24 protein-coding genes and 1 CRISPR repeat array are annotated in these 25,332 nt (G+C 55.7%); of the genes, 20 read left to right on the top strand and 4 right to left on the bottom strand.

Features of this window, described 5'->3' with window-relative positions; translation table 11 throughout:
* Window positions 1-390 precede the first annotated feature (390 nt).
* Together AAC086_RS15480 and AAC086_RS15475 are read left to right on the top strand one after the other, a co-directional pair.
* Entirely contained in the window at window positions 391-2,982 is a 2,592-nt protein-coding gene (locus AAC086_RS15480; protein WP_339779943.1) for a methyl-accepting chemotaxis protein, read from the top strand.
* A 193-nt stretch (window positions 2,983-3,175) separates the two neighbouring features.
* Entirely contained in the window at window positions 3,176-4,771 is a 1,596-nt protein-coding gene (locus AAC086_RS15475) for a lysine--tRNA ligase (protein ID WP_339779941.1), read from the top strand.
* A gap of 258 nt (window positions 4,772-5,029) precedes the next feature.
* Here AAC086_RS15475 and AAC086_RS15470 read toward each other — a convergent pair whose 3' ends face one another.
* Window positions 5,030-6,256, bottom strand: a complete 1,227-nt coding sequence (locus AAC086_RS15470; protein ID WP_339779939.1) for an MFS transporter — start codon at window positions 6,254-6,256, stop codon at window positions 5,030-5,032.
* A 292-nt stretch (window positions 6,257-6,548) separates the two neighbouring features.
* On the opposite strand from AAC086_RS15470, the gene AAC086_RS15465 reads away from it, so the two are divergent.
* Window positions 6,549-7,223, top strand: coding sequence for a LysR substrate-binding domain-containing protein (locus tag AAC086_RS15465; RefSeq protein ID WP_339779937.1), 675 nt, complete (start codon window positions 6,549-6,551; stop codon window positions 7,221-7,223).
* A 194-nt stretch (window positions 7,224-7,417) separates the two neighbouring features.
* The gene (locus AAC086_RS15460) at window positions 7,418-8,023 is read left to right on the top strand and encodes a DUF4136 domain-containing protein (protein WP_339779935.1); all 606 of its coding nucleotides are present in this window, start codon (window positions 7,418-7,420) and stop codon (window positions 8,021-8,023) included.
* 131 nt (window positions 8,024-8,154) lie between these two features.
* On the opposite strand, the gene AAC086_RS15455 is transcribed toward AAC086_RS15460, so the two are convergent.
* On the bottom strand, window positions 8,155-9,015 hold the full coding sequence (locus AAC086_RS15455; protein ID WP_339779933.1) for a branched-chain amino acid aminotransferase: 861 nt from the start codon (window positions 9,013-9,015) through the stop codon (window positions 8,155-8,157).
* Between the two features lie 368 nt (window positions 9,016-9,383).
* Here AAC086_RS15455 and AAC086_RS15450 point away from each other — a divergent pair, with 368 nt between their 5' ends.
* Genes AAC086_RS15450 through AAC086_RS15440 form a run of 3 tightly spaced genes read left to right on the top strand, consistent with a single transcriptional unit; the run spans window position 9,384 to window position 10,855 of the window.
* A complete protein-coding gene (locus tag AAC086_RS15450) occupies window positions 9,384-9,803 on the top strand; it encodes a hypothetical protein (protein ID WP_339779931.1) in 420 nt (139 codons plus the stop codon).
* The gene (locus AAC086_RS15445) at window positions 9,773-10,009 is read left to right on the top strand and encodes a TOBE domain-containing protein (protein WP_339779929.1); all 237 of its coding nucleotides are present in this window, start codon (window positions 9,773-9,775) and stop codon (window positions 10,007-10,009) included. Before AAC086_RS15450 ends, AAC086_RS15445 begins: the two co-directional genes overlap by 31 nt.
* 27 nt (window positions 10,010-10,036) lie before the next feature.
* Window positions 10,037-10,855, top strand: a complete 819-nt coding sequence (locus AAC086_RS15440) for an inositol monophosphatase (protein WP_339779927.1) — start codon at window positions 10,037-10,039, stop codon at window positions 10,853-10,855.
* Between the two features lie 170 nt (window positions 10,856-11,025).
* Window positions 11,026-11,720: a CRISPR direct-repeat array (repeat unit 36 nt; unit sequence ATTGTAGCAGGTTCGATTTTGGATGGTAGCTACAAC).
* 3 nt (window positions 11,721-11,723) lie between these two features.
* On the opposite strand, the gene AAC086_RS15435 is transcribed toward AAC086_RS15440, so the two are convergent.
* Window positions 11,724-12,344 (bottom strand): helix-turn-helix transcriptional regulator, encoded by a 621-nt coding sequence (locus AAC086_RS15435; protein WP_339779925.1) that lies wholly within the window; start codon window positions 12,342-12,344, stop codon window positions 11,724-11,726.
* 445 nt (window positions 12,345-12,789) lie between these two features.
* Between AAC086_RS15435 and AAC086_RS15430 the strand changes: the two genes are divergently transcribed.
* From AAC086_RS15430 to AAC086_RS15410, 5 genes are all read left to right on the top strand, one after another.
* Window positions 12,790-13,236, top strand: a complete 447-nt coding sequence (locus tag AAC086_RS15430) for a hypothetical protein (protein WP_339779923.1) — start codon at window positions 12,790-12,792, stop codon at window positions 13,234-13,236.
* Window positions 13,224-13,853, top strand: coding sequence for a hypothetical protein (locus AAC086_RS15425; protein WP_339779922.1), 630 nt, complete (start codon window positions 13,224-13,226; stop codon window positions 13,851-13,853). Before AAC086_RS15430 ends, AAC086_RS15425 begins: the two co-directional genes overlap by 13 nt.
* Window positions 13,854-14,049: 196 nt before the next feature.
* Complete coding sequence (locus AAC086_RS15420) at window positions 14,050-15,684, top strand: portal protein (protein ID WP_339779920.1); 1,635 nt, start codon at window positions 14,050-14,052, stop codon at window positions 15,682-15,684.
* A complete protein-coding gene (locus tag AAC086_RS15415) occupies window positions 15,681-16,124 on the top strand; it encodes a hypothetical protein (protein ID WP_339779918.1) in 444 nt (147 codons plus the stop codon). The genes AAC086_RS15420 and AAC086_RS15415 overlap by 4 nt, the downstream gene beginning before the upstream one ends.
* Window positions 16,125-16,160: 36 nt before the next feature.
* A complete protein-coding gene (locus AAC086_RS15410; protein ID WP_339779916.1) occupies window positions 16,161-16,985 on the top strand; it encodes a hypothetical protein in 825 nt (274 codons plus the stop codon).
* Between the two features lie 25 nt (window positions 16,986-17,010).
* On the opposite strand, the gene AAC086_RS15405 is transcribed toward AAC086_RS15410, so the two are convergent.
* A complete protein-coding gene (locus tag AAC086_RS15405; RefSeq protein WP_339779914.1) occupies window positions 17,011-17,781 on the bottom strand; it encodes a hypothetical protein in 771 nt (256 codons plus the stop codon).
* 217 nt (window positions 17,782-17,998) lie between these two features.
* On the opposite strand from AAC086_RS15405, the gene AAC086_RS15400 reads away from it, so the two are divergent.
* From AAC086_RS15400 to AAC086_RS15365, 8 genes are all read left to right on the top strand, one after another.
* Window positions 17,999-18,814: a phage capsid protein gene (locus AAC086_RS15400; RefSeq protein WP_339779912.1), complete on the top strand. Its 816-nt coding sequence runs from the start codon at window positions 17,999-18,001 to the stop codon at window positions 18,812-18,814.
* Window positions 18,815-18,897: 83 nt separating this feature from the next.
* Window positions 18,898-19,173, top strand: coding sequence for a hypothetical protein (locus tag AAC086_RS15395; protein ID WP_085581034.1), 276 nt, complete (start codon window positions 18,898-18,900; stop codon window positions 19,171-19,173).
* 83 nt (window positions 19,174-19,256) lie between these two features.
* Window positions 19,257-19,838, top strand: coding sequence for a hypothetical protein (locus AAC086_RS15390; protein WP_339779911.1), 582 nt, complete (start codon window positions 19,257-19,259; stop codon window positions 19,836-19,838).
* Entirely contained in the window at window positions 19,838-21,742 is a 1,905-nt protein-coding gene (locus AAC086_RS15385; RefSeq protein ID WP_339779910.1) for a hypothetical protein, read from the top strand. Before AAC086_RS15390 ends, AAC086_RS15385 begins: the two co-directional genes overlap by 1 nt.
* A complete protein-coding gene (locus AAC086_RS15380) occupies window positions 21,742-22,191 on the top strand; it encodes a hypothetical protein (protein ID WP_339779908.1) in 450 nt (149 codons plus the stop codon). Before AAC086_RS15385 ends, AAC086_RS15380 begins: the two co-directional genes overlap by 1 nt.
* Before the next feature lie 3 nt (window positions 22,192-22,194).
* The gene (locus AAC086_RS15375; protein ID WP_339779907.1) at window positions 22,195-23,640 is read left to right on the top strand and encodes a hypothetical protein; all 1,446 of its coding nucleotides are present in this window, start codon (window positions 22,195-22,197) and stop codon (window positions 23,638-23,640) included.
* Window positions 23,641-23,746: 106 nt separating this feature from the next.
* Window positions 23,747-24,856, top strand: a complete 1,110-nt coding sequence (locus AAC086_RS15370; RefSeq protein ID WP_339779905.1) for a hypothetical protein — start codon at window positions 23,747-23,749, stop codon at window positions 24,854-24,856.
* Between the two features lie 18 nt (window positions 24,857-24,874).
* On the top strand, window positions 24,875-25,285 hold the full coding sequence (locus AAC086_RS15365; protein ID WP_339779904.1) for a hypothetical protein: 411 nt from the start codon (window positions 24,875-24,877) through the stop codon (window positions 25,283-25,285).
* Window positions 25,286-25,332: the final 47 nt, after the last annotated feature.

Below are 25,332 nucleotides of genomic sequence, written 5' to 3'. Positions count from 1 at the left end.
TTTAGTTGAATGTCGGATAGTTTTGTAAATTATATGTTTGTCTGGTCTGGCGATTTTCAAGGGATAAAGTCTGTAATCTCAGGTCCAAATAGTTCGAAAGTCAATCTTTAGGTTTATCTTAATTCTAAAGCGCATTTTTCAAGGTGTTTGCGATCGGTCGATTTTGCACAAGGTGATCGACGTTGGAACTGTGATGATGTTCACATTTTTTTGTCGAGCTGCGTGCCGATTTGCGATTGAGGGCATGTTTCGTGAGGCGAAAAACAAAAATAACTTACTGAATTATATGCGGTTTTTGAGTCACTAAAACTTCACCGAAGCGTTGCTGCGTTTTTGCCCGCGCAAGACTAGTTTCGGGCCAATGATGCGATGCACAAGGACAGGTGAAAAATGCGTTCAAGACCGGGCAAGGGCAAAACGGGCATTAAGGCCAAAATGTTGTTGGCATTTGGGGTGATTGCGTTGGTGCCTTGTATTGCGGCGTCGATTGGCTGGTTGTCTTATCGTGCGGTGCGCGGGCATGTGACCGATATTACCCAATCCCAGGTGCCGTTGCTGGAAACTGCCCATGGGCTGGCAACGTCAGCCGCAGGCATCTTGGCGCTGGGGCCGCGCATTGATGCGGCCGACAATGCCGATGAGTTGAACGCGCTGGCCAAGGAAAGCGTGCAAAAGCAGAACTTTATGACGGGTGCGGTCGACAGTTTGTCGCAGAACCATCTTGATGATGACACGGCCCGCGATATGGCACAAAAGGTGGGGGCGCTTAATTCCAGCCTGACTTCACTGGTGAAGTCAACCCGGATGCGGTTGGAACAAAAGGACCAGCGTGCGGCGCGATTAGGCACCCTTGAGAAGCAACATGATACCTTGCTGGCACAGTTAAAACCGGCGATGGAAAAGTCACAGCAGGCGCTGGCAAACAGTATTACGTCGTTAACGGCGGCCACGACAACGGCATCAAGTTCGATCAGTGATGATTTGTCGCAGCGCATTGTGCCGATGTTTCAGTTGCGCGGGGCTACCGCGGCTTTGACCAAATCGTTGCTGTTGGGGGCGTATGAAACCGAACCGTCCAAGGTGATGTCACGATCGACAGATTTTGATTCAGCCCTGGCCAATATTCAAGGCGCGCTGCGACCCCTGGCCAAGGATCCGGCGGCGAAAAAGGTGTTGGGCGCGATTGACAAGCTGGCGGCATTTGGCGGGGATGATAAAAATATTTATATGTTGCGCATCGGGCAATTGCGGGCCGAGCCGGGTTCGGAAAAAGCGGAAAGACTGGCCGCTGAACTGGCGCAATATGTTGACGAGATTGTTGCCCTGGATGGAGATATCAGCAACTTTCTGTTGCCGATGATGATGAATTTTCGCACCCATATTGCCGGATCAGGGCAGGAAATTGCCCAGCAGACCAAAGAGCTGGCCGGCGTGCAGGTGCCGCAGGCCCAGGAAAGTTATATTCGGTTAAGTTCGCTTTTGGCGGATGTAAATTTGCTTGTCGGGCGTTTGGCCGAGGCGGGTAATGCGGCGAATGTGGCGCAATTGGAGGTGTCGAGCACCAGCTTGCAGCAGGTTGCCGACCAGATTGACCGCGAGGCCGGGCAATTGGGACCTGAGAATAAAACGATTGCAGGGCTGATTGACCAGTTGTTGAAAACCGGTTTTGGCGATGATGGTATTTTGGCCCTGCGTCGTCAGGAACTTGATACGCTGGCGGCCAATAATGCGATGATGCAGGAAAATCGCCAAGCTGCGACGCGCCTTGCCGATGATGTGGCGGTTATTGTTGCGGCGGCGGAGCAATCGGCGGCGAATGGTGCCGGTGAAACACAGTCTGCGCTGGATCAGACCAATGTGCTGCAAATTTCACTGGCGGCAGCGGGGGTGGTTTTTTCCATTCTGGTGGTGTGGTTGTATGTGGGGCGCCGGATTGTTAATCGGTTGGAAAACCTGGCCCAGGCCATGCGCCGGGCGGCAGATGGTGACCGGCAGGTGGTCTTGCATAATGATGGCAGCGACGAAATCAGCGAAATGATTGATGCGCTCGACATTTTTATTGGCAATGCCAAATTGATGGATGATACGCGCGAACAAATGGAAGTGTCGCGACGTGAAGCATCCGAGCAACGCAAACTGGGCCGTCTTGCCGTTGCCGAACAGTTTGAACGCGATGTTTTAAGCATTGTTCAGGCCCTGGCCGGGGCTGCGCAAACCATGACCGACCGGGCGCGGGCCTTAAATAATATTGCCGATCAGGTAAGTGTGCGGGCCAATGCAGCACTGGATATTTCCACCCAGATGGCCGCAGGTATTCAGCAAGTGGCCGCTGCCGCCAGCGAAATTTCAACATCCATTGCCGATATTAACCAGCGTACCGGCGAAACCGCCAAAGTTATTGGCGATACTGCCGCCGGGGCCGAGCAGGTAAAAACCACCATTGCCGGGCTGGCCTTGGCGACATCGGAAATTGGTGCGGTTGTGGGGCTGATTGAAGGGCTGGCCGGGCAAACCAACCTGTTGGCCTTGAACGCCCATATTGAAGCCAGCCGGGCCGGGGATGCAGGCAAGGGATTTGCTGTGGTGGCCAATGAAGTAAAACACCTGGCGGGTGAAACAGCACGATCAACCGGCGATATTTCGCGCCAGATAGCCGCAACACAGGATGCCTCGCGCGAGACGGCATCGGTGGTGACCCTGATGACGGACGGGGTGCAGAAAATTCAGGGAAATTCGGCGGCGATTGCGGTCTCGGTGGGCGAACAGGCCCGGTTGACCCAGTCGATTGTGGACCGGTCACAGGAAGTGGCGGTGGGCACGCAGCAGGCAAATGAAGACGTATTGGTGCTGTCGCAGGCCGCCGCCACTGTGCGCGCCGATGTTGGCGATGTGCTGAACATTGCCGAAGATTTGCTGCGTGAAGCGGCTAATCTGGGGAATGCCGTGAACGGATTTTTGCGCGAAATCCGCGAGGCATCGTAATTTTGCGGCCAGATTGCAGGCATTTCGGCAATGTAGCGGTTTCAAAATAGCCATGTTGAAGGTTGCGGGTGGGTATGTGCGCTCAATGCTTGATCTTGGACGCAAGCGGGGCTAGCTTCTGGCGGCGTCGAATCATTCATAATTCGCGCCAAAATCCGATTTTTATGTAAAACACTTGTTCAAGGTTTCAAAAATGACAGCCGATCTTCGTGATGCCGCGTTAAACAGCAATGTCTGGGCTTTTACCGAAGCCCAAAAGCTGGTGCAGCGTTACAAAGACAAAAAACCGGAAAAAGGCTATGTCCTGTTTGAAACCGGTTATGGTCCGTCGGGCCTGCCCCATATCGGCACCTTTGGCGAAGTTGCGCGCACAACCTATGTTCGCCGCGCCTTTGAAACCATGTCCGATATTCCGACCAAGCTGTTTTGCTTTTCCGATGACATGGACGGGTTGCGCAAGGTGCCCGATAATGTGCCGAACCGCGAGATGGTGGCACAGCATTTGGGCCGTGCCCTGACCAGTGTGCCGGACCCGTTTGGCAAATATGAAAGCTTTGCCCACCACAACAATGCCCGCCTGCGCGAGTTCCTCGACAGTTTTGGTTTTGAATATGAATTCAAGTCATCGACTGATTGTTACCGCTCGGGCATGTTTGATGCCGCCCTTTTGCGGGTTTTGGAAGTTTACGACAAGATCCAGAAGATCATGCTGCCGACCCTGGGCGAAGAACGCCGGGCGACATACAGCCCGTTTATGCCGGTTGAGGCCGACACGCAAAAAGTTCTGATGGCCAAGATTGTGGAAATCAAGGCATCTGAGGGCACCATTGTTTATGAACACCCTGAAACCGGCAAGCTGGTGGAAACCCCGGTAACGGGCGGGAATTGCAAATTGCAGTGGAAACCCGACTGGGCGATGCGCTGGTATGCGCTGGGCGTTGATTATGAAATGGCGGGCAAGGATTTGATCCCGTCGGTGGAACTGGGCAACAAGATTGTTAAAGCACTGGGGGGCACCCCGCCGGAAGGCTTTAATTATGAATTGTTCCTTGATGAGACCGGACAGAAAATTTCCAAATCGAAGGGCAACGGCCTGTCGGTGGAAGAATGGCTGACTTATGCGCCGGAAGACAGCCTGTCGCTGTTTATGTTCCAGAAACCCAAGGCCGCCAAGCGCCTGTATTTTGATGTCATTCCGAAAACGGTTGATGAATATCTGACCTTTGCCGAAAAGCTGAAAACCGAAACCGACCCGGTCAAGCTGCTTCAGAATCCGGCATGGCACATTCATGCCGGAACGGCACCGAACCGCGATATTCCCATCTCGTTTGGTATTCTTCTGAACCTGGTTTCAGTGTGCAATACCGAAGACAAGGACGTTCTGTGGGGCTTTATTTCGCGTTATGCCAATGGCGCAACGCCGGAAAATGCGCCCTATCTGGACAAGCTGGTGGGTTATGCGGTGAATTATTACCGTGATTTTGTGAAGCCGACCAAAAAATACCGCGATGCGACCGAAGAAGAACGGGCTGCCCTGACGGAATTGCGCGATGTGCTGGTCGGGCTGGATAAAGCGACCAGTGGCAGCGATATTCAGACCGCCGTTTATGAAATTGGCAAAACGCATGAATGCTTTGCCGATTTACGCGCCTGGTTTAAGGCCCTTTATGAAATCCTGCTGGGGCAGGAACAGGGCCCGCGGATGGGATCTTTCATTGCGCTGTATGGCATTGATGAAAGCGTTGCTTTGATTGACCGCGCCCTGGCGGGTGAGGATTTAAGCGCCTGATTGATCGTCTTTGGGCAAAATACAGATTAAACAGGTCCGGTGCGGCGATGGCGTCGTGCAAGCAGTGCTGCTTCTGGTTAGGGTTTTATGAACCCGTCAATTGGGGGCAATCAGCAGGATTTGGCATGTAGCCCGCCAGAGTCTGAACCGGGTAACTTTATGCGGTCAGTTCAGACTGTGGCGGGCTTTTTGCCGGGAAAATCTTTCTGTGCGAGCCTGGGTATTTGTGCCTTAACATGACGGATGTCTATTTGGGGACTATGCTGTCGCCTCTGCGGGCGGTGTGTTTTTGATAAAGGCAATTAATCCGGCGGCGCCGACGGCCAGCCAAATGCATATGGTCCATAACAGGCTGTAGTCGTCAGTCGCGTCGAAAATAAAGCCACCAAGAAAGGCGCCCATTGCGCCGCCGATCGAGTGGCCCGCTGATAGCATCCCCATTGCCATTCCCATTACTTTAATACCGATGTGACTGGCAACCAGGCTGGCCGTTACAGGCACTGTGGCATAATCGACGGCACCAAATAAAAAGGCAAAAAAGAATAGTATTTCTACGGATGTCCCTGGCAGGATGCTAAGCAGGACGAATGTTAGCGCCCTGAAAACATAGATTGTTGCCAACAGGATTGGTCGGTTCAGGCGGTCGCTGAACCATCCTGCTGCGATCATGCCGACAAGATTAACCAGTGATAACAGACCATATGCCGTTGCACTGGGGACGGGGGGAAAGCCGCAGAAAGAGGCAAAGGGTAACAGGTGGGTTTCGATCACGCCTGTTGTGGTGAACCCGCAGATCAGGAAGCTCCAGAACAAGAGATGAAAAACTGGCCGCCGCAGGATAAAAGCCAGGTCACGCCGGATATTTGATTGGTCCGGTGTAAGGGCGTGTCTATTGATTTGAGGCGGGCGTGACCGAAACTTTGCCCTGATACACGGGATCAGGGCGAGGCTGGCGCACGATATGGCACCAAAACTCCAGCGCCAACTGATGAAAGCCAGAACAGCCGCAATCAACGGGACAATTAGAAATTGCCCTCCTGTCGCGCCAGACGTTGCGATACCAGTCGCCAGACCCTGATTTTTCGAAAAACTGCGGGTTGCCGCAGTGGCCACGACGTGGGTTGCGACGATGCCAAAGCCAATGGCGCAAAATCCGGCAAAACCAATGACAAACATCAGTTTGCTGTTCATCAGGGCGACAATCATGGCACCGATACCCAGAAATCCCATACCAAGATTGAGGGTAAATCGCGGTCCGCGCTGGTCTACCAGGCGACCGGCAAAGGGCGCAATCATCGCCATAATCACGAGCGCGCAGGCACCTACGCCCGAGATATAGCTACTTGACCAGCCAAATTCCCTTTGCCAGATCGGCATGATCAGCCCAAGTGCTGAGCGACAGGAAAACGCCAGTGAGAGAGCGAGAAAGCCAAAGGCAACAACGGCCCAGTTCTGGCGAGATGAGACGAGAACAGTTTTGGACATTGACGGGGTTCTCCTTGCCCGAGAAAATTGTCACGGATTAGCGATCAATGCCTAACGAGAAACTTTGCTTTTTACTTTAGCTGATCTAAAGTAATTTATGGTCATTCGCATTCAGGATCTTTACACCTTTCATGTTGTCACGCGGACTGGCGTGATGCAGGACGCCGCTGTCGAACTTGGCGTGACCGCTGGCGCAATTAGCCAGCGGGTACGTGCAATTGAAGAACGCTATGGCCGAAGGCTGTTCATCCGAAGCAAAAATGGCATTGCCCTGACGGCAGCCGGACAGGCATTGCAAGCTGATGTCGGGGCTGCGTTTGCCAAGATCGAAGCAGCGCACGGCAAACATTTCACGCCTCGTGGGGCGTCAATCCGGATCAGTACGTCGGCGACTTTTGCGCATGCCATGCTTGTGTCCAGCCTGGGACGGTTTTCCAACAGGTATCCGGCGATAAGAGTGTCTGTTGAAACAGAGGATCGTCTGGTTGATCTTAAGTCTGAACCCGTTGATCTGGCTATTCGTCACGGGCTTGGGGGCTATCCAGGTGTTGTTTCCGAGTGGCTTTGTTCTCCGGAATTGATTTTGGTCGGGGCACCGGCCTTGCTCGAAAAGCATGGGCCCCTTACCGGACCTGCCAGTTGTTTGCGCTATAAATTACTTCCCGATGCGAGCGGCAAGGATTGGTCGTTGTGGTTTGAAGCGCACGGTATCGATGCCAAAGAGGCTGTTTATGGCACACAATATGGCGACGATTTTTTGATGGTCAAAGCTGCGATTGACGGGCAAGGTTTGGCGTTGCTGAATAACGTTTATGTTCAAGAGGCCCTGGCATCGGGGCAGCTTGTGCGTGCGTTAGACATGACTTGGCCGACGGCCTTCGCATATTATGCGCTTGCACTACCGGAAGTATTCGAAAAACCTTCGGTCGAAAGGTTTGTTCAATGGTTGAAAAAAGACCTGAATTGATCGCACCTTTGCGGCATTTCGACAGAACATGGATCAAGGCGCGCCGGAACAAGGCGGGATTTTTTTGCTTCAAATATAGCGGGAAATTTTACGGGCAAAAAAATGCCGCAGTTTCATGATGATGTCAGAAAGCAACCGTATGCTGTGTTGATGGCTGACAGGGCAAAGCGGCATTCATTTGGAGAATTCGAGACATGGCAGTGAAGCGTTACAAATGGTTGATCCTGTTGGCCGGGTTGCTGGTTTCCGGCTGTGCCGGCGGCCCGCGCGTTTATACCGATCAGGACCCGGTAACGGATTTTGGTCGTTATCACAGCTATGCGTTTGTCGAGGCAGCAGGCAAGGACCGGGATGCCAAATATACCACCCTGACCGGCCAACGCATGGAAGACCGCATTGCCGCGCGGATGCAGGGATATGGCTATAGGCTTGATATTCATCGTCCTGATTTGCTGGTCGATTATCATGTCAACACGCGCGAGCAGCAGGTTGTGCGCAGTGGGCCGTCTTATGGCGGTTATTACGGATCATCGGGGCGCGGGGGCATCGGTGTGGGTGTGCCGTTATTTGGCGATACCGGGCGAGTGGATACCTATGTGCGCGGCGAGGTGGTTGTTGACCTGATTGATCGGGAAACCAACAAAACCGTTTGGGAAGGTAAAACCGGCAACTGGATGGGATCAGACGGTGATTTTTATCCCGATGACGCCATTGCCGAAGCGATTGGTGCGATTTTTGCCAGCTATCCCTATCGTGCCGGGCAAAGTGCACCCGTAATACCGGTGCAAAACGGAAACTGATCGCATCTTAAAGGCCGTTTGAGGAAAGCAGTAAAAAACGGGCCTGAAAGGGATGGCCCGTTTTTTGTAATGTACCATCGGTGTGGCAAGACAATGTTTGCCAGTGCAAAGATGTTTGAAACGTAAGCGGGTTAACTTGCCTCGGTGAAAGCCCAATAAAGTTGTTGGGCGTGTTTGGTGATGGGGCCGGGTTGCAGGGGCCGGTCGTCAAGTTTTACACAGGGGGCAACCTTGTAGAAATTGCCGGTGCCGAAAATTTCGTCGGCTTCTTGCAATTCGCTGTATTTGACGGCCTTTTCAACCACATTTACGCCGTCATCGCGCAGAAGCTGGATCACGCGCTGGCGGGTGAGGCCATTAAGGAAGGTGCCGTTGATTGCCGGGGTGTAAACGGTGCCGTCCTTGGCGAAGAACAGGTTGGCATAGGAAAATTCGGCAACGTGGCCAATCGGGTCAAGCATGACACCGGTGTCAAAGCCATTGCCTTTGGCTTCGCTTACTGCGCGGCCGACATTGGGATAAAGGCAGGAGGCTTTGGCTTCGGTCGGTGCACTTTCGGGCGATGGGCGGCGGAAGCTGGATTTTTGGGCGGTGAAACCGGTTGTGATGGCGTCGGGCAGGGCACTTTCGTTAATGCAGAGCACAAACTGCGCACTGTCGGCATCGGGGGCGAGAAAGCCGGTTCCGCCGTAAATGATCGGTTTGATGTACAGGGCGACATCGGGATCAAATTTGGTCAGCCCTTCGGCGACGCGTTCGAGAATTTCACCGACGGTAATCGTCGGCTCCAGCCCCATGAATTGGGCCGAGCGAATAACGCGGGCACAGTGGGGTTTGAGGTCGGGGGTTTTGCCATTAATGCGGCGTGCGCCGTCAAACACGGTCGAGGACATCCACATGCCATGGGTGGCCGGGCCGATAATGGCCGGGTTGCCTTCGTGCCATGTGCCCTGATGCCAGGTCCAGGTTTTGGAAGGGGTGGCGTGACCCATCTTGTTTCTCCTGATTTATTTTATTGGGGGCAGCCAGTGCTGCACGCCAGTGGGGCTGGTGGAATACGGAATATAAGATAATCAGCATAGGTTTTTTAACCCGCGATGGTCAAAGAAAACCGTGCGCAAAAGAGGGCGGATGGTGCTGTTTTATCGACTGGGAGAGCCCACATGTGCGCTTGTGCAAGGCAGTATAAAGTCATACAAATTGATTTCGTGCGGGGTGGCGCGCGCCACGGTGTCGCGGTGCTCATCCGGCGATGGGCGGATATCGGAGGAAACCCGCTAGCGTGTTTTGCAAACAGCCGACCGGCGGGGCTATCAGATCAACCAGATTGCGTGATCGATGAACCGGCGCAAAAGCTGATTTGATCGGGCTGGTCACATTTGGGCTGGAAGATCCGTTTCGGGTACAGTTTTTACACCATTTGATCAGCGCCATTCAGAAAATCGGCTATCGCCTGCTGGTGATTGATGTCTCTGATCCTGCGCATATGTCGCGGTCGATGCTGAATTTAGTGCAGTATCAGGTGGCGGGTGTTGTGGTGACATCGGGCAGCCTGTCGCCGAAAATTGGCCAGAATTTTATTCGATGTAATGTGCTGGTGGTGCTGATAAACCGGGCGGTGATTGCCGCCCCGCGCCAGTTTTATGAACAACCGGCATCGGCCTTTATTGCCGATTTTATCGGTGATGCCAATTTGGTGCAAGGTGCGGCGCGGGCCATAAACGGGGAACAGGCCGAGGCGACGTTGACGTGGCGGTGCGCCCAGATGCCGTGCGCCTGAGCGATGGGGCGGCGGGGTTGCAAATGTCGTTAAAGGGTAACGTGACGCACGCGACATATCTTGGTAGCGCCATGCACTACACCATGCAGTGCGATGTGGGCGAATTGTTTGTGATTGACGGGCGGATTGATACGTCGATCACGGCAGGCAGTGCCGTTGGCATTGGATTTTCGGCGCGGGGTCTTGCGCTTGTGTCGGGTCAATGATCCGCAATCAGAAAAAGGAAAATAAACGTGAGCGAAGCGTTGAACAAGGCCGCCGACGGCGTGGATATTGCCGCACGGTTTGAACATGCCGTGAGCGTGGTGAAAGAAGCCGGACGGGTGGCAATGGATTATTACCGCCGGGTTGATGAACTGGTGGTGGAATGCAAGGACAACCCGCTAGATGTTGTCAGCATTGCCGATAAGGATGTTGAAGCGGTTATTCGTCGCCACATTGCCGAAAAGTTCCCCGATGACGGATTTTTAGGCGAGGAAATGGGCATTGATCGCGGCACAAATGAGTGCCTGTGGGTGATTGACCCGATTGATGGCACGGCGTGCTTTGTCAATAAAATGCCGACCTGGGTGATTTCAGTGGCGCTGATGGTGGGCGACGAGGCGGTGATTGGCCTGATTTACGAACCCAACGGGGATGAATTGTTTGCCGCCTGCCTGGGGCAGGGGGCAACGGTGAATGGCACACCGATGAAAGCCAGTCAGGTTGATAATGTGAATGCCGGTGTGATGGGCGTTGGCATGTCGCACCGGGTGGGAAGTGGGGCATTGGTGCCGTTCATAACCGACCTTTTAGATCGCGAAGGGATGTTTATTCGCAACGGGTCCTGCGCACTTATGATGGCTTATGCGGCATCGGGGCGACTGATTGGCTATTTTGAACCCCACATCAATCCATGGGATTGCATGGCGGGCATTGTTTTGATGCGCGAGGCCGGGGGCTGGTGCAACGGATTTTTGCAGGCCCCGGATGTACTGGAAAAGGGGGCGCCGATTTTGGTGGCAGGCCCGAATGTGGCGGCGGTGCTATCGGAAATGACCGGGGTTAAATAACGGCTGTTTGCCGGAGGTGACCGGCGAAAGCAGCACGAAAATTGCCCGCTTTCGCCTGTCAAAAATGCATCATTTTTGCAAAATTCCCGGTGGAAATGGCATGGAAATGCCGGTCTTTGACTCAAAAAAATCCCGCAACATACTGAATATGCTGCGGGATTCGGTGTTCCTATTGTAGCAGGTTCGATTTTGGATGGTAGCTACAACCGCAGTAATCCTTGGGTCAAAATTTGGCTATTGTAGCAGGTTCGATTTTGGATGGTAGCTACAACGCATTGCATCGGATCGTACGTAAAGACCTTATTGTAGCAGGTTCGATTTTGGATGGTAGCTACAACGATAGGCGGTTCCCCAACCGCCTATCGCTATTGTAGCAGGTTCGATTTTGGATGGTAGCTACAACTTGAGCGGTGCATAAACCGGCGCATTAATATTGTAGCAGGTTCGATTTTGGATGGTAGCTACAACGGCGGTAATGGACTATCTGCTCAAGCTCGTATTGTAGCAGGTTCGATTTTGGATGGTAGCTACAACGTAAGCAACGCTCACCCCGGCATCGACCACTATTGTAGCAGGTTCGATTTTGGATGGTAGCTACAACCGAGACATATTCTTCCTCAACATCCAGCCGATTGTAGCAGGTTCGATTTTGGATGGTAGCTACAACAACAATAGCTACCGGCACTAAACCGACGCCATTGTAGCAGGTTCGATTTTGGATGGTAGCTACAACTCAGCCCCGAAGAATACGCCAAAGCGAACGATTGTAGCAGGTTCGATTTTGGATGGTAGCTACAACGGTACTGTCCTTACCGCAAACGATAAAGACATTGTAGCAGGTTCGATTTTGGATGGTTGAAAATTTGGGTTACTGGCTGCACCACAGGATGCGGGCGATCCAGTCGAGGTCCTGGGCGGCTATGTAACGGTCTTCATAGGCGGGGTTGAGGGATTTAAGGTCGATCCCCATTGCACCCCGGCGGACCAGTTCTTTGGCCATGACCTCGCCTTCGCGGGTTTTTACCACGACGCGGTCGCGCGGGCGGATGTTTGAGGCCGGGGAGACGATGATAAGGTCGCCATCGCGGAAAACCGGTGACATCGAATCGCCCGCGATACGCAGGCCATAGGCGGTTGGGTCGTGCAGGGCGGGGAAGGTGATGTCTTCCCAGGCACCGCCAACGGGGTAGCCCGCATCATCAAAAAAGCCGCGACTGCCCGCCTGGGCAAAGCCGATGACCGGCACGCGGCCTGCACCATTGCCATCCATCAGTTCAGAAAATTCCCGAAATGTGACATTGGCCGCCGAGAGCACCTTGGCGATGCTTTCGGTCGAGGGCCAGCGCGGTTTGCCCGCATTTGTATTGCGTTTCGATCTGTTAAACGTGGTCGGGTCAAGCTGGGCCAGCCGGGCAAGGCCGGAGGGCGAGAGGCCTTTATCCTCGGCAATTTTGTCGAGGGCGGCCCAGATGAGGTCATGTCTGATCATGGGGGTATTCTATCAGGGTTGGCTTGTCGCGGGACAGGGAATTTATTCCTTTTAGGTATAGGGGAACAAAATAGGAAAATAATCCTTTACAATAAGAACAAAAAGGGTCTAAAAGCTGAGTGTCAGCGGGAGAATTACATCCTGGAGTAAGCGGTGGCGGGCAAGATTGCCGCCCGCCTGCCACGGGATGGATCGTTCCTTTCAATAAGTGTTCATGGTCGGCTTATCAATGACGCGGCACCCCGGGGTGCGGTGACGCCACTTTTTTGTCTGCGCCGCGCCGGGCCAGATTGCATTGGTTTTGCTCGGTGCCGTTTTGGTCAACAGCGGGTGTGATGAGCAAGGAATGGCAACCTGAGAATACAGGGAATTGATGGGACGCCGCGCTGGCAGGGTGTGGTGTGAGGCGACCACAAAGCAGTAAAACTTTTATCAGGAGGGCGAAATGACGCAGCAACGATTGTTTCCCAAACCCTTGCGTGACGGGGAGGTGACCCTGTTTGCCAGTGCCGGGCAGGCATGGTTCTGGTTTGTGCGCTGTCAGGCTGCACGGATCGAAGGGGCACGGGTTGTCGCCGATGCCGGGGACGTGACCCGGCCGTGCGACCCGGACGATATTTATAATGCCGTGATGCGGTTATGGCGCGGTGGCGAGATTGGGCAGGCCCATTTGCAGGTTCTGGAATATTACGGGACCGTGGAACGGGTGCCGGACCCTCGGGTGATCGAGGAACAGCGCAAAGCCGTTTTGTGGGACGAGGCGCTGGCGGCATTGGGCAATGTGTTGATTCGTCGCAATATTGTGGACCCCGATGGGGCCGTGTTGGCAGAAGATGCGGAAAACGACACGGACCAGGAAATGCAGGGGGATTTTATGCCATGTCATTTTTAGGTCGGGTATCGCGGCAGGAAGCATTGCCGGTGTGTTTCGGGTCGCATGGTGCGAATGACCTGACGGCAAAAGAAGACGGGGATTTGGTGGTGGTGCGGGCATCGGCTGTGAACCGAGGGGGGCAGGATGATTTGCACCCGCCGGGCGAGGGCAACTGCGCAATGGCACGCAATCGTGTGGGACGACGCCAGGTGCCAATGATGGGGCTGGCCCGCGCAAAGAACCCGGAAAACCGGGCCTTGATCGTGTTTGCCGATGCCCCGGATAAATGGTTTTTGCGCTGGTTGCCTGCCGGGTTTCGCCATTGTTTTGCGGTGATTACGACCGGGGAGAGCGGACAGTGGATTTATTTAAACCCGGCAAGCCACCAGTTGCAATGCGAACTTTGGCAGTTTTCAGCCTTGTTTGACCCGGCAGCCTATTATCGCGGGCAGGGGCATTGTTGCGTTTGGGTGACATTGCCCGATGATGCGGCGAAAAAGGTGCGGTTGGGGATGTTTAGCTGTGTTGAGGTGGTGAAAAGATTGCTGGGTATTTCGGCATGGTATGTGATGACCCCGGCGGGGTTGTATCGTTACCTTGTGAACAGATCGAAAATTTGTCAAAAAAGTTCTTGATTTGTTCTTTTTAATAGGCTATGATACCTAAATCAACACCAGAGTTGCGCCCGCTACCGGAAACGGTGGCGGGTTTTTTGCTGTGGGGCTTTGCGTCGCGTTGGGATTGGCCGGGGATTAACCGGGGATGGGGCCTGATGTGACGGGGAGCGGCGGACGGGGAATGCGAGTGGTTTTTGGCAGCAGGGGCGAACAGATGAAGCAGGCGGAAATAGATACCGGGATGTTGCGCAGGCGGTTTCGGGTGGCCCTGCAACGCCGGGGGCATTGGCAACGCCATTGGCAGGAATGTTATGAATTTGCTCTGCCGCAGCGTCAGGAGAGTGATGCGGGTGCTGGCGGGCCAGGCGGCTTTGGCGGGGGCGGTGGCAATGTGGGCAAAAAGCAGTTTGACCGCGTGTTTGATGCCACTGCCCCCGATGCGGTGGAGCAACTGGCCGCCAGTTTGTTAGGCGAAATAACGCCGCCGTCGGGCGGCTGGTTTCAGATGGTGCCGGGCGAGGATGTCGCCGCCGCCGACAAAGCCGAGTTGGCCGAGAAACTGGCCCGTGCGGGGCGGATCGTGCAGGGGCATTTTGAACGGTCCAATTTTGCGGTTGAAATTCACCAGGCGTATCTGGATTTGGTGACGGTGGGAACGGCGTGCTTGCGGCTGGAGGAAGAGGGGCCGGGGGCACCATCGCGGTTTCGGTTTTGTGCCGTGCCGGTGCGCCAACTGGCATTTGAGGAACGGGTGGATGGCACTCTTGATGCGGTTTTTCGCCAGTTAAACCTGGGCAGTGCCGATATTTGCGAAAAATGGCCCGATGCAAAAATACCTGACCGCATGACAAGCGGCCCTGATGCCGAGATGGAAAAATTTGCCGTGATCGAGGCCGTTTTGCCGGATCGGTCCGGCGCAGGTGGCTATGATTATGTGGTGTTTTTTGCCAGCGACCCGGTGGATACTACCGCGCAGGACGGTGTGATTGCCACGGGGCGGTTTGCGGTTTCGCCCTATATTGCCTTTCGCTGGTTAAAGGCGCCGGGCGAAATTTATGGCAGATCGCCGGTGATGAAGGCGTTACCCGATATTAAAACCGCCAACAAGGTGGTGGAACTGGTTTTAAAGAATGCATCCATTGCCGTGACCGGCATTTGGCAGGCCGATGATGATGGCATTTTAAACCCGGCAACGGTGCGCCTGGTGCCAGGCAGCATTATTCCCAAGGCGGTGGGATCGGCGGGGTTAACACCATTAGATGCGCCGGGGCGGTTTGATGTTTCTGACGTTGTTTTGGCCGATCTGCGCGAACGCATTCGCCGCTGTTTGCTGGCCGACCGGCTGGGGCAGGTGGACGCCCCGCGCATGAGCGCAACCGAGGTTTTGGAGCGGGCTGCGGAAAATTCGCGCCTGTTGGCCGCAACCTATAGCCGGTTGCAGGCAGAACTGATTTTTCCGTTGATGCGCCGGGCGTTACATGTACTCGCCCGCAGTGGCGATCTGCCTGATATTCCGATTGATGGCACGGTGGTGTGTTTGCGCCATACAGCGCCAATGGCACAACTTGGCCGCAAGGCGGAGGCGGGGCAGACGTTAGATTGGCTGGGGCGACTGGCATCGTTGGGGCCTGATGCGATGGCGACCATTGATATGGACAAAACCGTGCGCTGGCTGGCGGAGCAATTTGGCGTGCCACCGGATTTGTTGCAACCGCAAATAACCCCGGAAGACCTGGCCGGGATTGCCGGAATTGTTGGCGCAATGGTGCAGGCCCCAGAGGGCGCGGCGGCCAACACCAACACCAACATCAACACCAACACGAATGTCTATGCCGGGGAGGCTGGATGATGAGGATTTGGCGGCGCATGAAACGGGCGGATGCGGATGCTGTAACAGGCACGCAGGCGGTGGCAATGAGCGGGGCGGCGATGCCTGATGAAACGGGCGATACGGACCATATCGCGCAAAATCAAACCTGTGATGGTCGCGGGTGGGGCTGGTTTGATGAGGGGCAGGCGGATGTGGATTTGCCGCAGGTTTCGAAAGGGACGGAAAATGCCGCTGCCAAGGGGGTTTTTGGTGGTGTGTCGCGGCAAGAACGTGACCGTGCGTGGCAACGGATTTTGGGCGATGCCGCAGGCCATGATGGTGCTGTTGTATGTGCCGATTTACGCGCCATGACGCTGGAACGTGCCCTTGGCCCGGGGGCAAGCCCACAGGCGATATGGATGCTTGAAGGACAGCGCGCCCTGGTGCTGCATATGTTGCGCCGGGCACGGGGTGTTTGACGTTTGATACCAGCGTGATGGATTTGGAGGAGTTCGATGGCGGAAAATACGCATGATGTTGTGGTTGGGCAGGGACGTGACGCCGGGGGTGGAAACGGTGCGCGGGCGCCTGTTGTCGCGGGCGAGGTCGCGACAATGGTAACGCCACAGGCGGGGAATATTTTGAATGCGGCCGCTGGTGCGCCGTTGCAACATGGGGCGGGCGGCGATGATTTGGGCGCGGTTGGTGGAGCGGTGGATTTTGCACCAACCACGGCCGAACCCCAAAACGCCCCTGCGCCGGCTTTTCAGATACCGGGGCCGGACAGTCCTGATGCCGAACGCCAGGCATTTTATGCGGCCCTTGGCGTGCCTGACAGCCCGGCGGGCTATGACATTCGCGGTGTTGAAGATTTGGGCGGGGTGGATGAAGCCTTGAATGCCCGCTTGCATGAGGCCGGTTTTACCGGGTCGCAAGCGCAACTGGTATATGATTTGGCGACCGAGATTTTAACGCCAATGGTGGCACAGGTGCAAACAGCTGCGCGGATGGCGGAAATGCAGGGGCAACTGGCGGCCGAATTTGGCGGGGCAGAACAATGGGCAAAACTGGCCCCGCGCCTTGCCAGTTGGGGGCAAAAGCATTTGCCTGATGCCTATGACGCCATGGCGCAGACGCCCGAAGGGGTGCGCGCATTATACCGCCTTATGCAGGGGGGCGGCGAGCCGGGACTGGCCGGGAACCATGCCGGACAAACCGGGGTCGATCCGCAAAATGATATTCAAAAATTGATGAATGACCCGCGATACTGGCGGGATCGCAACCCGGCGATTGTGGCCCGGGTGCAGGCGGCCTTTGACCGGCTGCACCTGGGGGAATAAGGCCCCCGGTTAAAGCACTTTTCCTTTAATTGGCAGGGGCGACGTGATAGCGGCCGTTGCTTTTGCTGACATCTGGCGGGATGTGGGTGCGTTCGAAAGCAGCGTAAACATCATACAGGCCAGGGGCCGGGGTATTGCCAATGGCGTCGTTGGTTAAGGCCTGACTGTCATCCATGTTTTTGGCGGTTTCAAAAACATGGACCGGGACAAACTGTTGGCCTGCGCGCAAGGCGGTATCAACCAGCAGATAGATTTGTTCGATGTCGTCGTTTTTAAGGGAAATCCCCGCGAGGTTCGAACAGTTGCCATGCAGGCTGTAAGAGATGGCAGCGACGGCATCATCGGGTGTTGGGGCATCGTCATCGGGTAGCGGGTTCAGGCCCAGTTCGACATGACTGGGGCTGTTGGGCGACAGATCGTCGCGGCGGATGCGATAAACGCCGGGCGGGGGCATTTGCGGGGCGGCGTTGGCGTCGCCATCCGTGTCGGTGCAAAAGCTGGCATCCTGAATTTCGTTATAGCGGGTATCGCCGCGCAGCCAGACCTGCAGTTTTTGTTCGGCAGTAAAAACCCGCAAATAAACCGGCGCGCCGACAGCAATGTCGGCCTGGCTGAGACGTTTTTCCATATCGGGTAAAACGCGGCTGCGGATGCGGTCGGCACCAAAGCCGGTAAGGGCTGAAACACGGGCGGTAAAGGCGTGAAGATAATCGGGTACCGGTGAATAGGGCAGGGCAAAATAGCCCGCAGCCCCCAAAGCGATAACAGTTAAAATGGCATAAGTACGTGCGCGCACCTGGAAGGCTCCGACTGGGGTGACGTTTAAATAGATCGGGGTCGTCCGGCAGCCATTTATTGGCAATTCAACCTGGCCCTAAAGCCAGAATCCGGAACAGCAAATCAATCATTAAAGCATGACCATAAAATGACAGTTAACGCGGTAAATATGGCGGTTGTGCCTTGTTTGCCGCGATGGCCTTCGTAGGGGCATTTTCAAGGCAAAAGGGGCAGTGATGAGTATTTCCATTGATAAAAGTTTTGTCGAGCATTTTCAAGCCGATGTGCATCAGGCCTATCAGCGGATGGGGTCCAAACTGCGTAATACTGTGCGGGTGAAAAACGGGATCAAAGGGGCGAGTACCGTTTTTCAGAAAGTGGGCAAGGGCGTTGCCACCACCAAGGCGCGCCATGGCAAAGTGCCGGTGATGAATGTGGATCATAAAGTGGTGCGGTGCGATTTGCGCGATTATTACGCCGGGGACTGGGTGGATGCGCTGGATGAATTGAAGGTTAACCATGACGAAAAAATGGTGCTGGCCAATGCCGGGGCCTATGCGCTGGGGCGCAAAACCGACGAATTGATCATTAATGCTCTGGCGGGAACCGTGGATGTGATTGAGCATGACGGTGGTGGTTTGACCCTGGACAAGGTTTTGCACGCCTTTGAAGCGATGGGCGCGCGCGATGTGCCTGATGACGGACAGCGTTATGCGATTGTTGGCTGGAAACAATGGTCGGATTTGCTGGCGGTGAAGGAATTTGCATCGTCGGATTATATTGGCGACGAAGATTTGCCGTGGAAGGGCACCCAGGCCAAACGCTGGCTGGGAACATTGTGGATGCCCCATTCGGGCCTGCCGGTGAAGGATAATGTGCGCAGTTGTTTTTGGTATCACCGCACCGCCATTGGCCATGCCGTGGGGGCTGATGTGCAGTCTGATATTACCTGGCATGGCGACTATGCAGCCCATTTCGTCAATAACTCGATGAGCCAGGGGGCGATTATGGTCGATGGGGCCGGGGTGACCTGCTTGCAGGTCAAAGAATAAGCTGTTTTGGGGCGGCACTTTTGCTGCCGCCTCTTTTATTGGCCCGGATGGGCATTTTCCCCTGAAAATGACGGAGTTTTAAAATGGCAGAAGGTTTCAAGGCCCGGAATCTGAGTGTTCTGGCTTATGCTAACGGTTTTACCCTGTGGCATTACATTACCCCCGATGTGGCGACCGATGTGGACACATTGAATTATTTTGAACCGGCCCGCGATATGTTGCGCGCCGGGGATATCATGTTTGCCAATACCAACCGCGACGGCGGGGTTTCGGGCGGGATGTTTTTGGTGACACAGGCCGATGTTAACGGCGTTGATGTGCGCGATATGACCGCGATTGGCACCACCAACACCGATTGATGGATTGCGGTGTAGGACGCAAAAAGCCTGGTTCGGTTGAGCCGGGCTTTTTTATGGGCGGATGGCAGGCAGGGAGGGTCGTTATGGCGTTAAGCGATGTGGCGTTATGTGCGCGCGCACTGGTGATGATCGGGGTGAGCCCGATCGCATCCTTTGCCGAGGAAACCGTGGAGGCGGAAGTGGCGGCAATGCTGTATCCGGCCCTGCGCGACGGGATGCTGGCGGCGTATCCGTGGCGGTTTGCGGCCCGGGGCAAGTGGCTGTCGCGGTTGGCTTTGCCCGATAAGGACGATGATCAGCCTGCGCGGGACGAGCGGCAATTTGCCTTGCCGGGCGATTTTATCCGGCTGGTGTCGTTGCAAAGTGATGCGGGCCGTTTGCCGGAATTTGAACTGCGCAAGGGCGTGATTGTATGTGCCGCAGACCGGGTGTTTTTGCAGTATGTGGGGCGGATGCCCGAAGCGTCGTTACCGGTGTGGTTTGACATGGCCCTGATGGCCCGGCTGGCAGCGGAGTTTTGCCTGCCGCTGACCGAAAGTGGCAGCCGGGCGGAATATTTGCAAAAGCGGGCCGACGACCTGTTTCATCAGGCGCGGCTGGCCGATGCCCAGCAATCGACGCCGCGCCGGATTGAGGATTTTCCCTTGCTGGAGGCACGGGGATAATGGCGCGCAGTATTTTGGAAAAAACCACCTTTAGTGCCGGGGAACTGGCACCGAAATTATGGGGGCGCGGCGATATTGCCGCCTATCGCAACGGGGCGGCAAAATTGCGCAATGTGTTTGTGCAGCCCTCGGGCGGGGTGCGCCGCAGGCCCGGCGTGCGGCTGATTGACGAAGTTCGCGGGCCGGTGCGGCTGGTGCCGTTTGAATTTAACGTTGATCAGCCGTTTTTAGTGGTGTTCTGGCATTTGCGGGCCACGGTTTATGCTGGCGACAAGGTGGTGCAGGAACTGACAACACCGTTTGAAAGCAAACATTTAAGTCAGATCAGCTGGACACAAAGTGCAGATACCCTGTTTGTTGTGCATCCCGATGTGGTGCCGATGCGAATTGTGCCCAGGGCAAATGAAAACTGGCTGGTGACAAACCTGGTATGGGGGGAAACCACCACCAAACGTCAGCAACCCTATTACAAATTTGCTGAACCTTATGTGTCGGTCAAACCATCGGGGGTATCGGGCACGGTAACCTTGACAGCCAGCGAAGATCTGTTTGTGGCAGGCCATGTGGGGGTGCAATGGCGGGTGCAGGGAATTGAGGGGGAAATGACCGCCGTTGCCGATGGCAAACATGCCACCCTTGTCTTGCGTGCCAATCTGCCCAATGCCGATGAAACGCAAAATTTCGCCGAACCGGCCTTTTCTGCGGTACGGGGCTGGCCGCGCAGTGTGACCTTTCATCAGGATCGGATGGTGATTGGCGGATCGCGCGATTTGCCCAACCGGTTGTGGATGTCGCATTCGGGGGCATTGTTTAATTTTGAACTGGGCGAGGGGCTGGATGACGAAGCGATTGAATTTGCCTTGCTGGCCGACCAGGTCAGCGCAATTGCGGCAGTGTTTTCGGGCCGCGATTTGCAGGTTTTTACCAGCGGTGCGGAATGGATGGTCAGCGGGACGCCATTAACCCCGCAAAATATTCAGGTCACCCGGCAAACCCGAATTGGCAGTGCTGTGGACCGCAATGTGCCGCCTGTGAATATTGACGGGGCGACGGTGTTTGCCGCGCGCAATGGCACCGAGATACGGGAGTTTTTATTTACCGATCTGGAACAGGCCTATGGGGCGGCTGATTTGGCATTGTTATCGAGCCATTTGGTCAACACACCTGTTGATCAGGCCTATGATGCCAACCTGCGCCTTTTACATGTGGTGATGGCCGATGGCACGATTGCGACTTTAACACTTTATCGTAGCGAGGGTGTCACCGCCTGGAGCGGACAAGACATTGATGGTGCCTTTCGCAATGTTGCGGTTAGCGGTGGGCGTGTTTATGTGGCAATTGAGCGCGAGAACCGGTTTTTTCTGGGCTGGTTTGATGAGGAAGCCGGGTTTGATTTAACTGTTATTGCACAATCGAACCACGCCACAGCGCAATGGGGGCAGTTTGGCCTGCTTGATGGCATGGAGGCCGGGGTGTGGGCCGGGAGCCAGTTTTACCGCAATGTTCTGATTGAAGGCGGCAGCCTGCGCCTTGATACAGCGGAAACACAGGTCATGGCAGGCTTGCCGTTCAGCCATGAAATTGCAGCATTGCCGCCGGTGGGCGGGGATGGGTCACGGCCCTATGGCGGGTCAAGCTTGCGGCTGATTTGTGCGACATTTCGCCTGCATGACAGTGCCGGGATGGCCGTTGATGTGGGCCGTGGCATGCGCCGTGTGCCTTTGCGCACCACCGCAACCGGACGTATTTTGAACCAGTCCGCCAGATTGTTTCGTGGCGAGGTTACGGTCCGCGCGATGGGATGGAAACGGGGCGGCCAGAACGGGCTTTGGCGCATTGCGGGGGATTTGCCCCGGCCTTTTTTATTACTGGGGGTTAGCAGCGAAGTGGGGGTGAATGACTGATGGGGGGATTTTCATCGTGGGCACCGGTTATTACCAGTGCAGTACAGACTGGCACCGAAATTGTAACCAGCCAGAATCAGGCAAAAAAAGCCGCCAGCCAGATTGATGCCCAACGCCAAAACGACCAGCAGGCATTGGCTGCGCAAAAAGCCAGCGATGATACCGAACGGGCCCGCAAATTGCGCGTGCAACAGGCCAGGTTGCGGGCTGCTCAGGGGGCGTCGGGCATTCAGGCCGGTGCCGCCGGGTCAGCCCGTGCGGTTTTGTCCGGTGCACAACGCAGTATGCTGGATGTGCAGGAAAGTGCCGATGGTGCCTTTGCCCGCCAAAGCCGCAATATTGATCAGAGCGCACAATACAAGCGGCAAAGTTTGCTTGATACATCGCGCTATAACACGTTGTCGCAAATTACATCGTGGTTTGCGCGTCGCGATAATTGGGGAGGTTAGATCGTGGGGGCAATTTTTGCCAATGGCGACCTGGCGGCAGTTCGATATGAAGGCGACGGGGAAAGCCGGGAATTTCCGTTTGAATTTGCGGTGTTTGCCGGATCGGACATCAAGGTAACGGTGAATGGCGATGAAATTAGCGAAAATGTTGGTATTGCCCTGAATACCAGCCAAAGCAGCGGGGAAACCGGCGATGGTATTGTTGCGGCCAGCGGCGGCACGGTGACGTTTGCCACGGCACCGGTAACGGGGGCCGATGTGCTGATTGCGCGGCGGTTGGGATTGCGCCGGTTAAGTCATTATGACAGCGGCAGCAGCCTGCGCGCCGATGTTTTAAACGCCGATTTTGACTATGTGCTGGCGGCCCTGGGCGATGTGGAAGCAGGCTTTGCCGGAACATTGCGGATGCCAGATGGCGCAATCAATACCAGAGGGGACGGGGCATCGGCGCAGTTGCCTTACCCGCAGGCGGGGCGGGCGATTATGTGGGATGAAACAGCGCGCCAGTTGGTGAACGGGCCGGACGGAGCCGCGATTGCCGGGGCACAGGCGGCGGGCGAAGCGGCCCGTTTGGCGGCAAATGTTGCCAGTGCAGCGGCAGAGCAGGCGCAAACATCGTTTGCGGGGTTTGTGAACCAGTCGGCCACGGCGGTTTTGCAACTTGATTGCCGGGGCGGGCAGGCCCTGGCCTATCAGGATGAACGGCGGATGCCGATGGTGGATGCGCCGGGGAATGTGACGTTGCATCCAAGGCAAAGTGGCGCGGTTGTGCGGGTTTCAAATGGCGGGCGGGTTACGCTGCCGGCCTGCCAGCCCAGCCGCAACGGGGTGACGTTTCGCGTTTTTAACGGCGATGATACGGCAACAGATATTGCAACGGTGGGGAATGATGTGTTGCACCCGGTGGATGGAGCCGCCGAAAGGGCCGTTTTTGCCCTGCCGATGCGCGGCGATGCGGTGGAGGTGTTTTGCGATGGCAGCCGCTGGCAGGTTCAGACCTTGCGCAGCGGCGGGCCGCTGGTGAAAATGTTGCGCACGCAAAAGCAGGCGATTCCGGCCAATGGCGCGTTCATTGTTGAATGGGACAGTATCGTGACCGACAGCCACGGCCTTTATCGTGCCGGGTATGATGGCATCGCCGATGTGCCGCCAGGGCATTATCATTTTGACATCGGCATTTGCATGGAACTGGCCGATCAGTCGGTGCAGGGCATGGTGTTTGTGGAACGGCTGGGGGCGGGCGGCTGGAACATGCATTTGCAGGGTGTCGATACCCTGCCCAATGGCGACGAGGGGCGAAAAGTATTGCGATGTAGTGGCATTGCCCGGGCAGGTATTGGCACCGATAACGCCTTTCGGGTGCGGGTGGCCCACGGGGCAACCGACACACGCAATATTGTCGCTACCAGTTTGGCAAGCTGGTTTCATGTCGTTCGGTTAAGCGCCTGAGTGCAGGCGGGCTTTTATTATATGTGATGTGGCAGACCCCGCCAACGGCAGCGTTGGCGGGGTTTCGGTATGTCGGCGGGCAGATTTTAAAAACAGGACAGATGATATGGCGATGCGGTTTTTGCCGTTAACGGATTATTTGCAGGTGGCACGGGCCAGCACCACGCATGTGATGAATGAAACCGGGGTGATCGGTGAAATTGCCCCAGACGTGCCCGCTTTTGAATTTGATCGTGACGGGCGGGCATTAGGCCTGCGGATTGAGGAGGCATCGGCCAATTTGTTGCGCCATTCGGCCAATTTCACCAATGCGGTTTGGGAAAAAGATAGCGGCGTGACGGTGCAGCCTGAAGCCGGGATTGCACCGGATGGCAGCGCAACGGCGACCCGGATTGATTTTGCCGCCGGATCAGGCGGGATTTATCAGCGGGTGGATAATTTGGCAGCGGGGGCAACCCATGCCTTTGCGGTGTGGATGCGTGCGCGAAGCGGCACGGCGCAGATTACCCTGGGGGGGATAAACGGGGCCTCGCAACACGGCGTTGCGCTGGGGGAAAACTGGCAGCGCGTGGGGTTTGTCGAGGCGGCATCGGCAGTTAGCCGCTATCCAAAAATCAGCACGGCGATTTCGGGAACTGCGGCATCGGTGCTGGTGTGGAATGCCCAGCTTGAAGCCGCAGCACTTGCCAGCAGCGACATGATCAGTAATGGCATCCCCGCGGCGCGCAATGGCGATGACGTGCGACTGGATTTATCCGACGGCTGGTTTATGCCCGGTGCCGGGACGCTGTTTTTTGACCTGGCCTTGCCATCCGCCTGGCGCGGGATATGGCGGGTGATGCAGCTTTATTCAACCAGTTTGAATGATGATCATCTTGATCTCGCCTATGACAGTGCGCAGGATCAGTTGCGCATCAGCCTGCGCAAAAACGGGCAGCAAATGATGACGCAATCGCTTTATGGCACGTTGGTGCCGGGCCAGCGCAATTTGCTGGCACTGGCATTTGATGACGACGACATTGCCGTTGCCACCCAAAACGGGGTTTTAAAATCGGCCCCCGGTTTTGCTTTGCCACGCAATTTTCAAACATTGGGCCTTGGGTCTTATGCAGGCACGGCAAGCGAGCTTAACGGGTATGTGCGGGCCTTGTCCTATTGGCCGGGGCGGTTGGGTGATGACCGGTTATTGGCATTATGTGCAGGTGGGGCCGCGTGACGGCAGTGGGCGGAAAACATGACACAAAATGGGGCCAACAACAGCGGCCATGGCGATGATGAAACCGATGTTCACAGCCGCCTTACACGGTTGCGGATGGAATTGTTGCGCAGTTTGCCGACCGACATTCGGCGCGCACGCAAGGCCTATCACCGGGTGGCCAGCGAGGCAGCCGGGGTGATGGATGTCAGGGGATTTGTCAACTATCAGGCCGCCTGCAAGGCCGCACTGGGCCATGTGGAAAGCCTGATCAAACTTTTGCGCTGGATGTGCGAGGAAGACGTGGCAGGCGGGCGATCTGTTGGCAAAGGCGGAAATGGTGATCGTAATGGCAAACCGGGTGAGGATGCGGATGAAAACGGGGTAAATCAGCCAGAGACGGCATCGCAGCTTATTTCGGCGGCGCGCCAGGCGATGCAGGGCGCTTAGTTGCTGTTGCGGGCCGATTATGGGGGCGTTACGAGACGGAGGGGCAA

It is taken from the genome of uncultured Thalassospira sp. (assembly GCF_963976115.1).
Classification (GTDB): Bacteria; Pseudomonadota; Alphaproteobacteria; order Rhodospirillales; family Thalassospiraceae; genus Thalassospira.
Note: the sequence above shows the minus strand (reverse complement) of the source record. Positions and strands in the feature narration are given on the sequence as shown.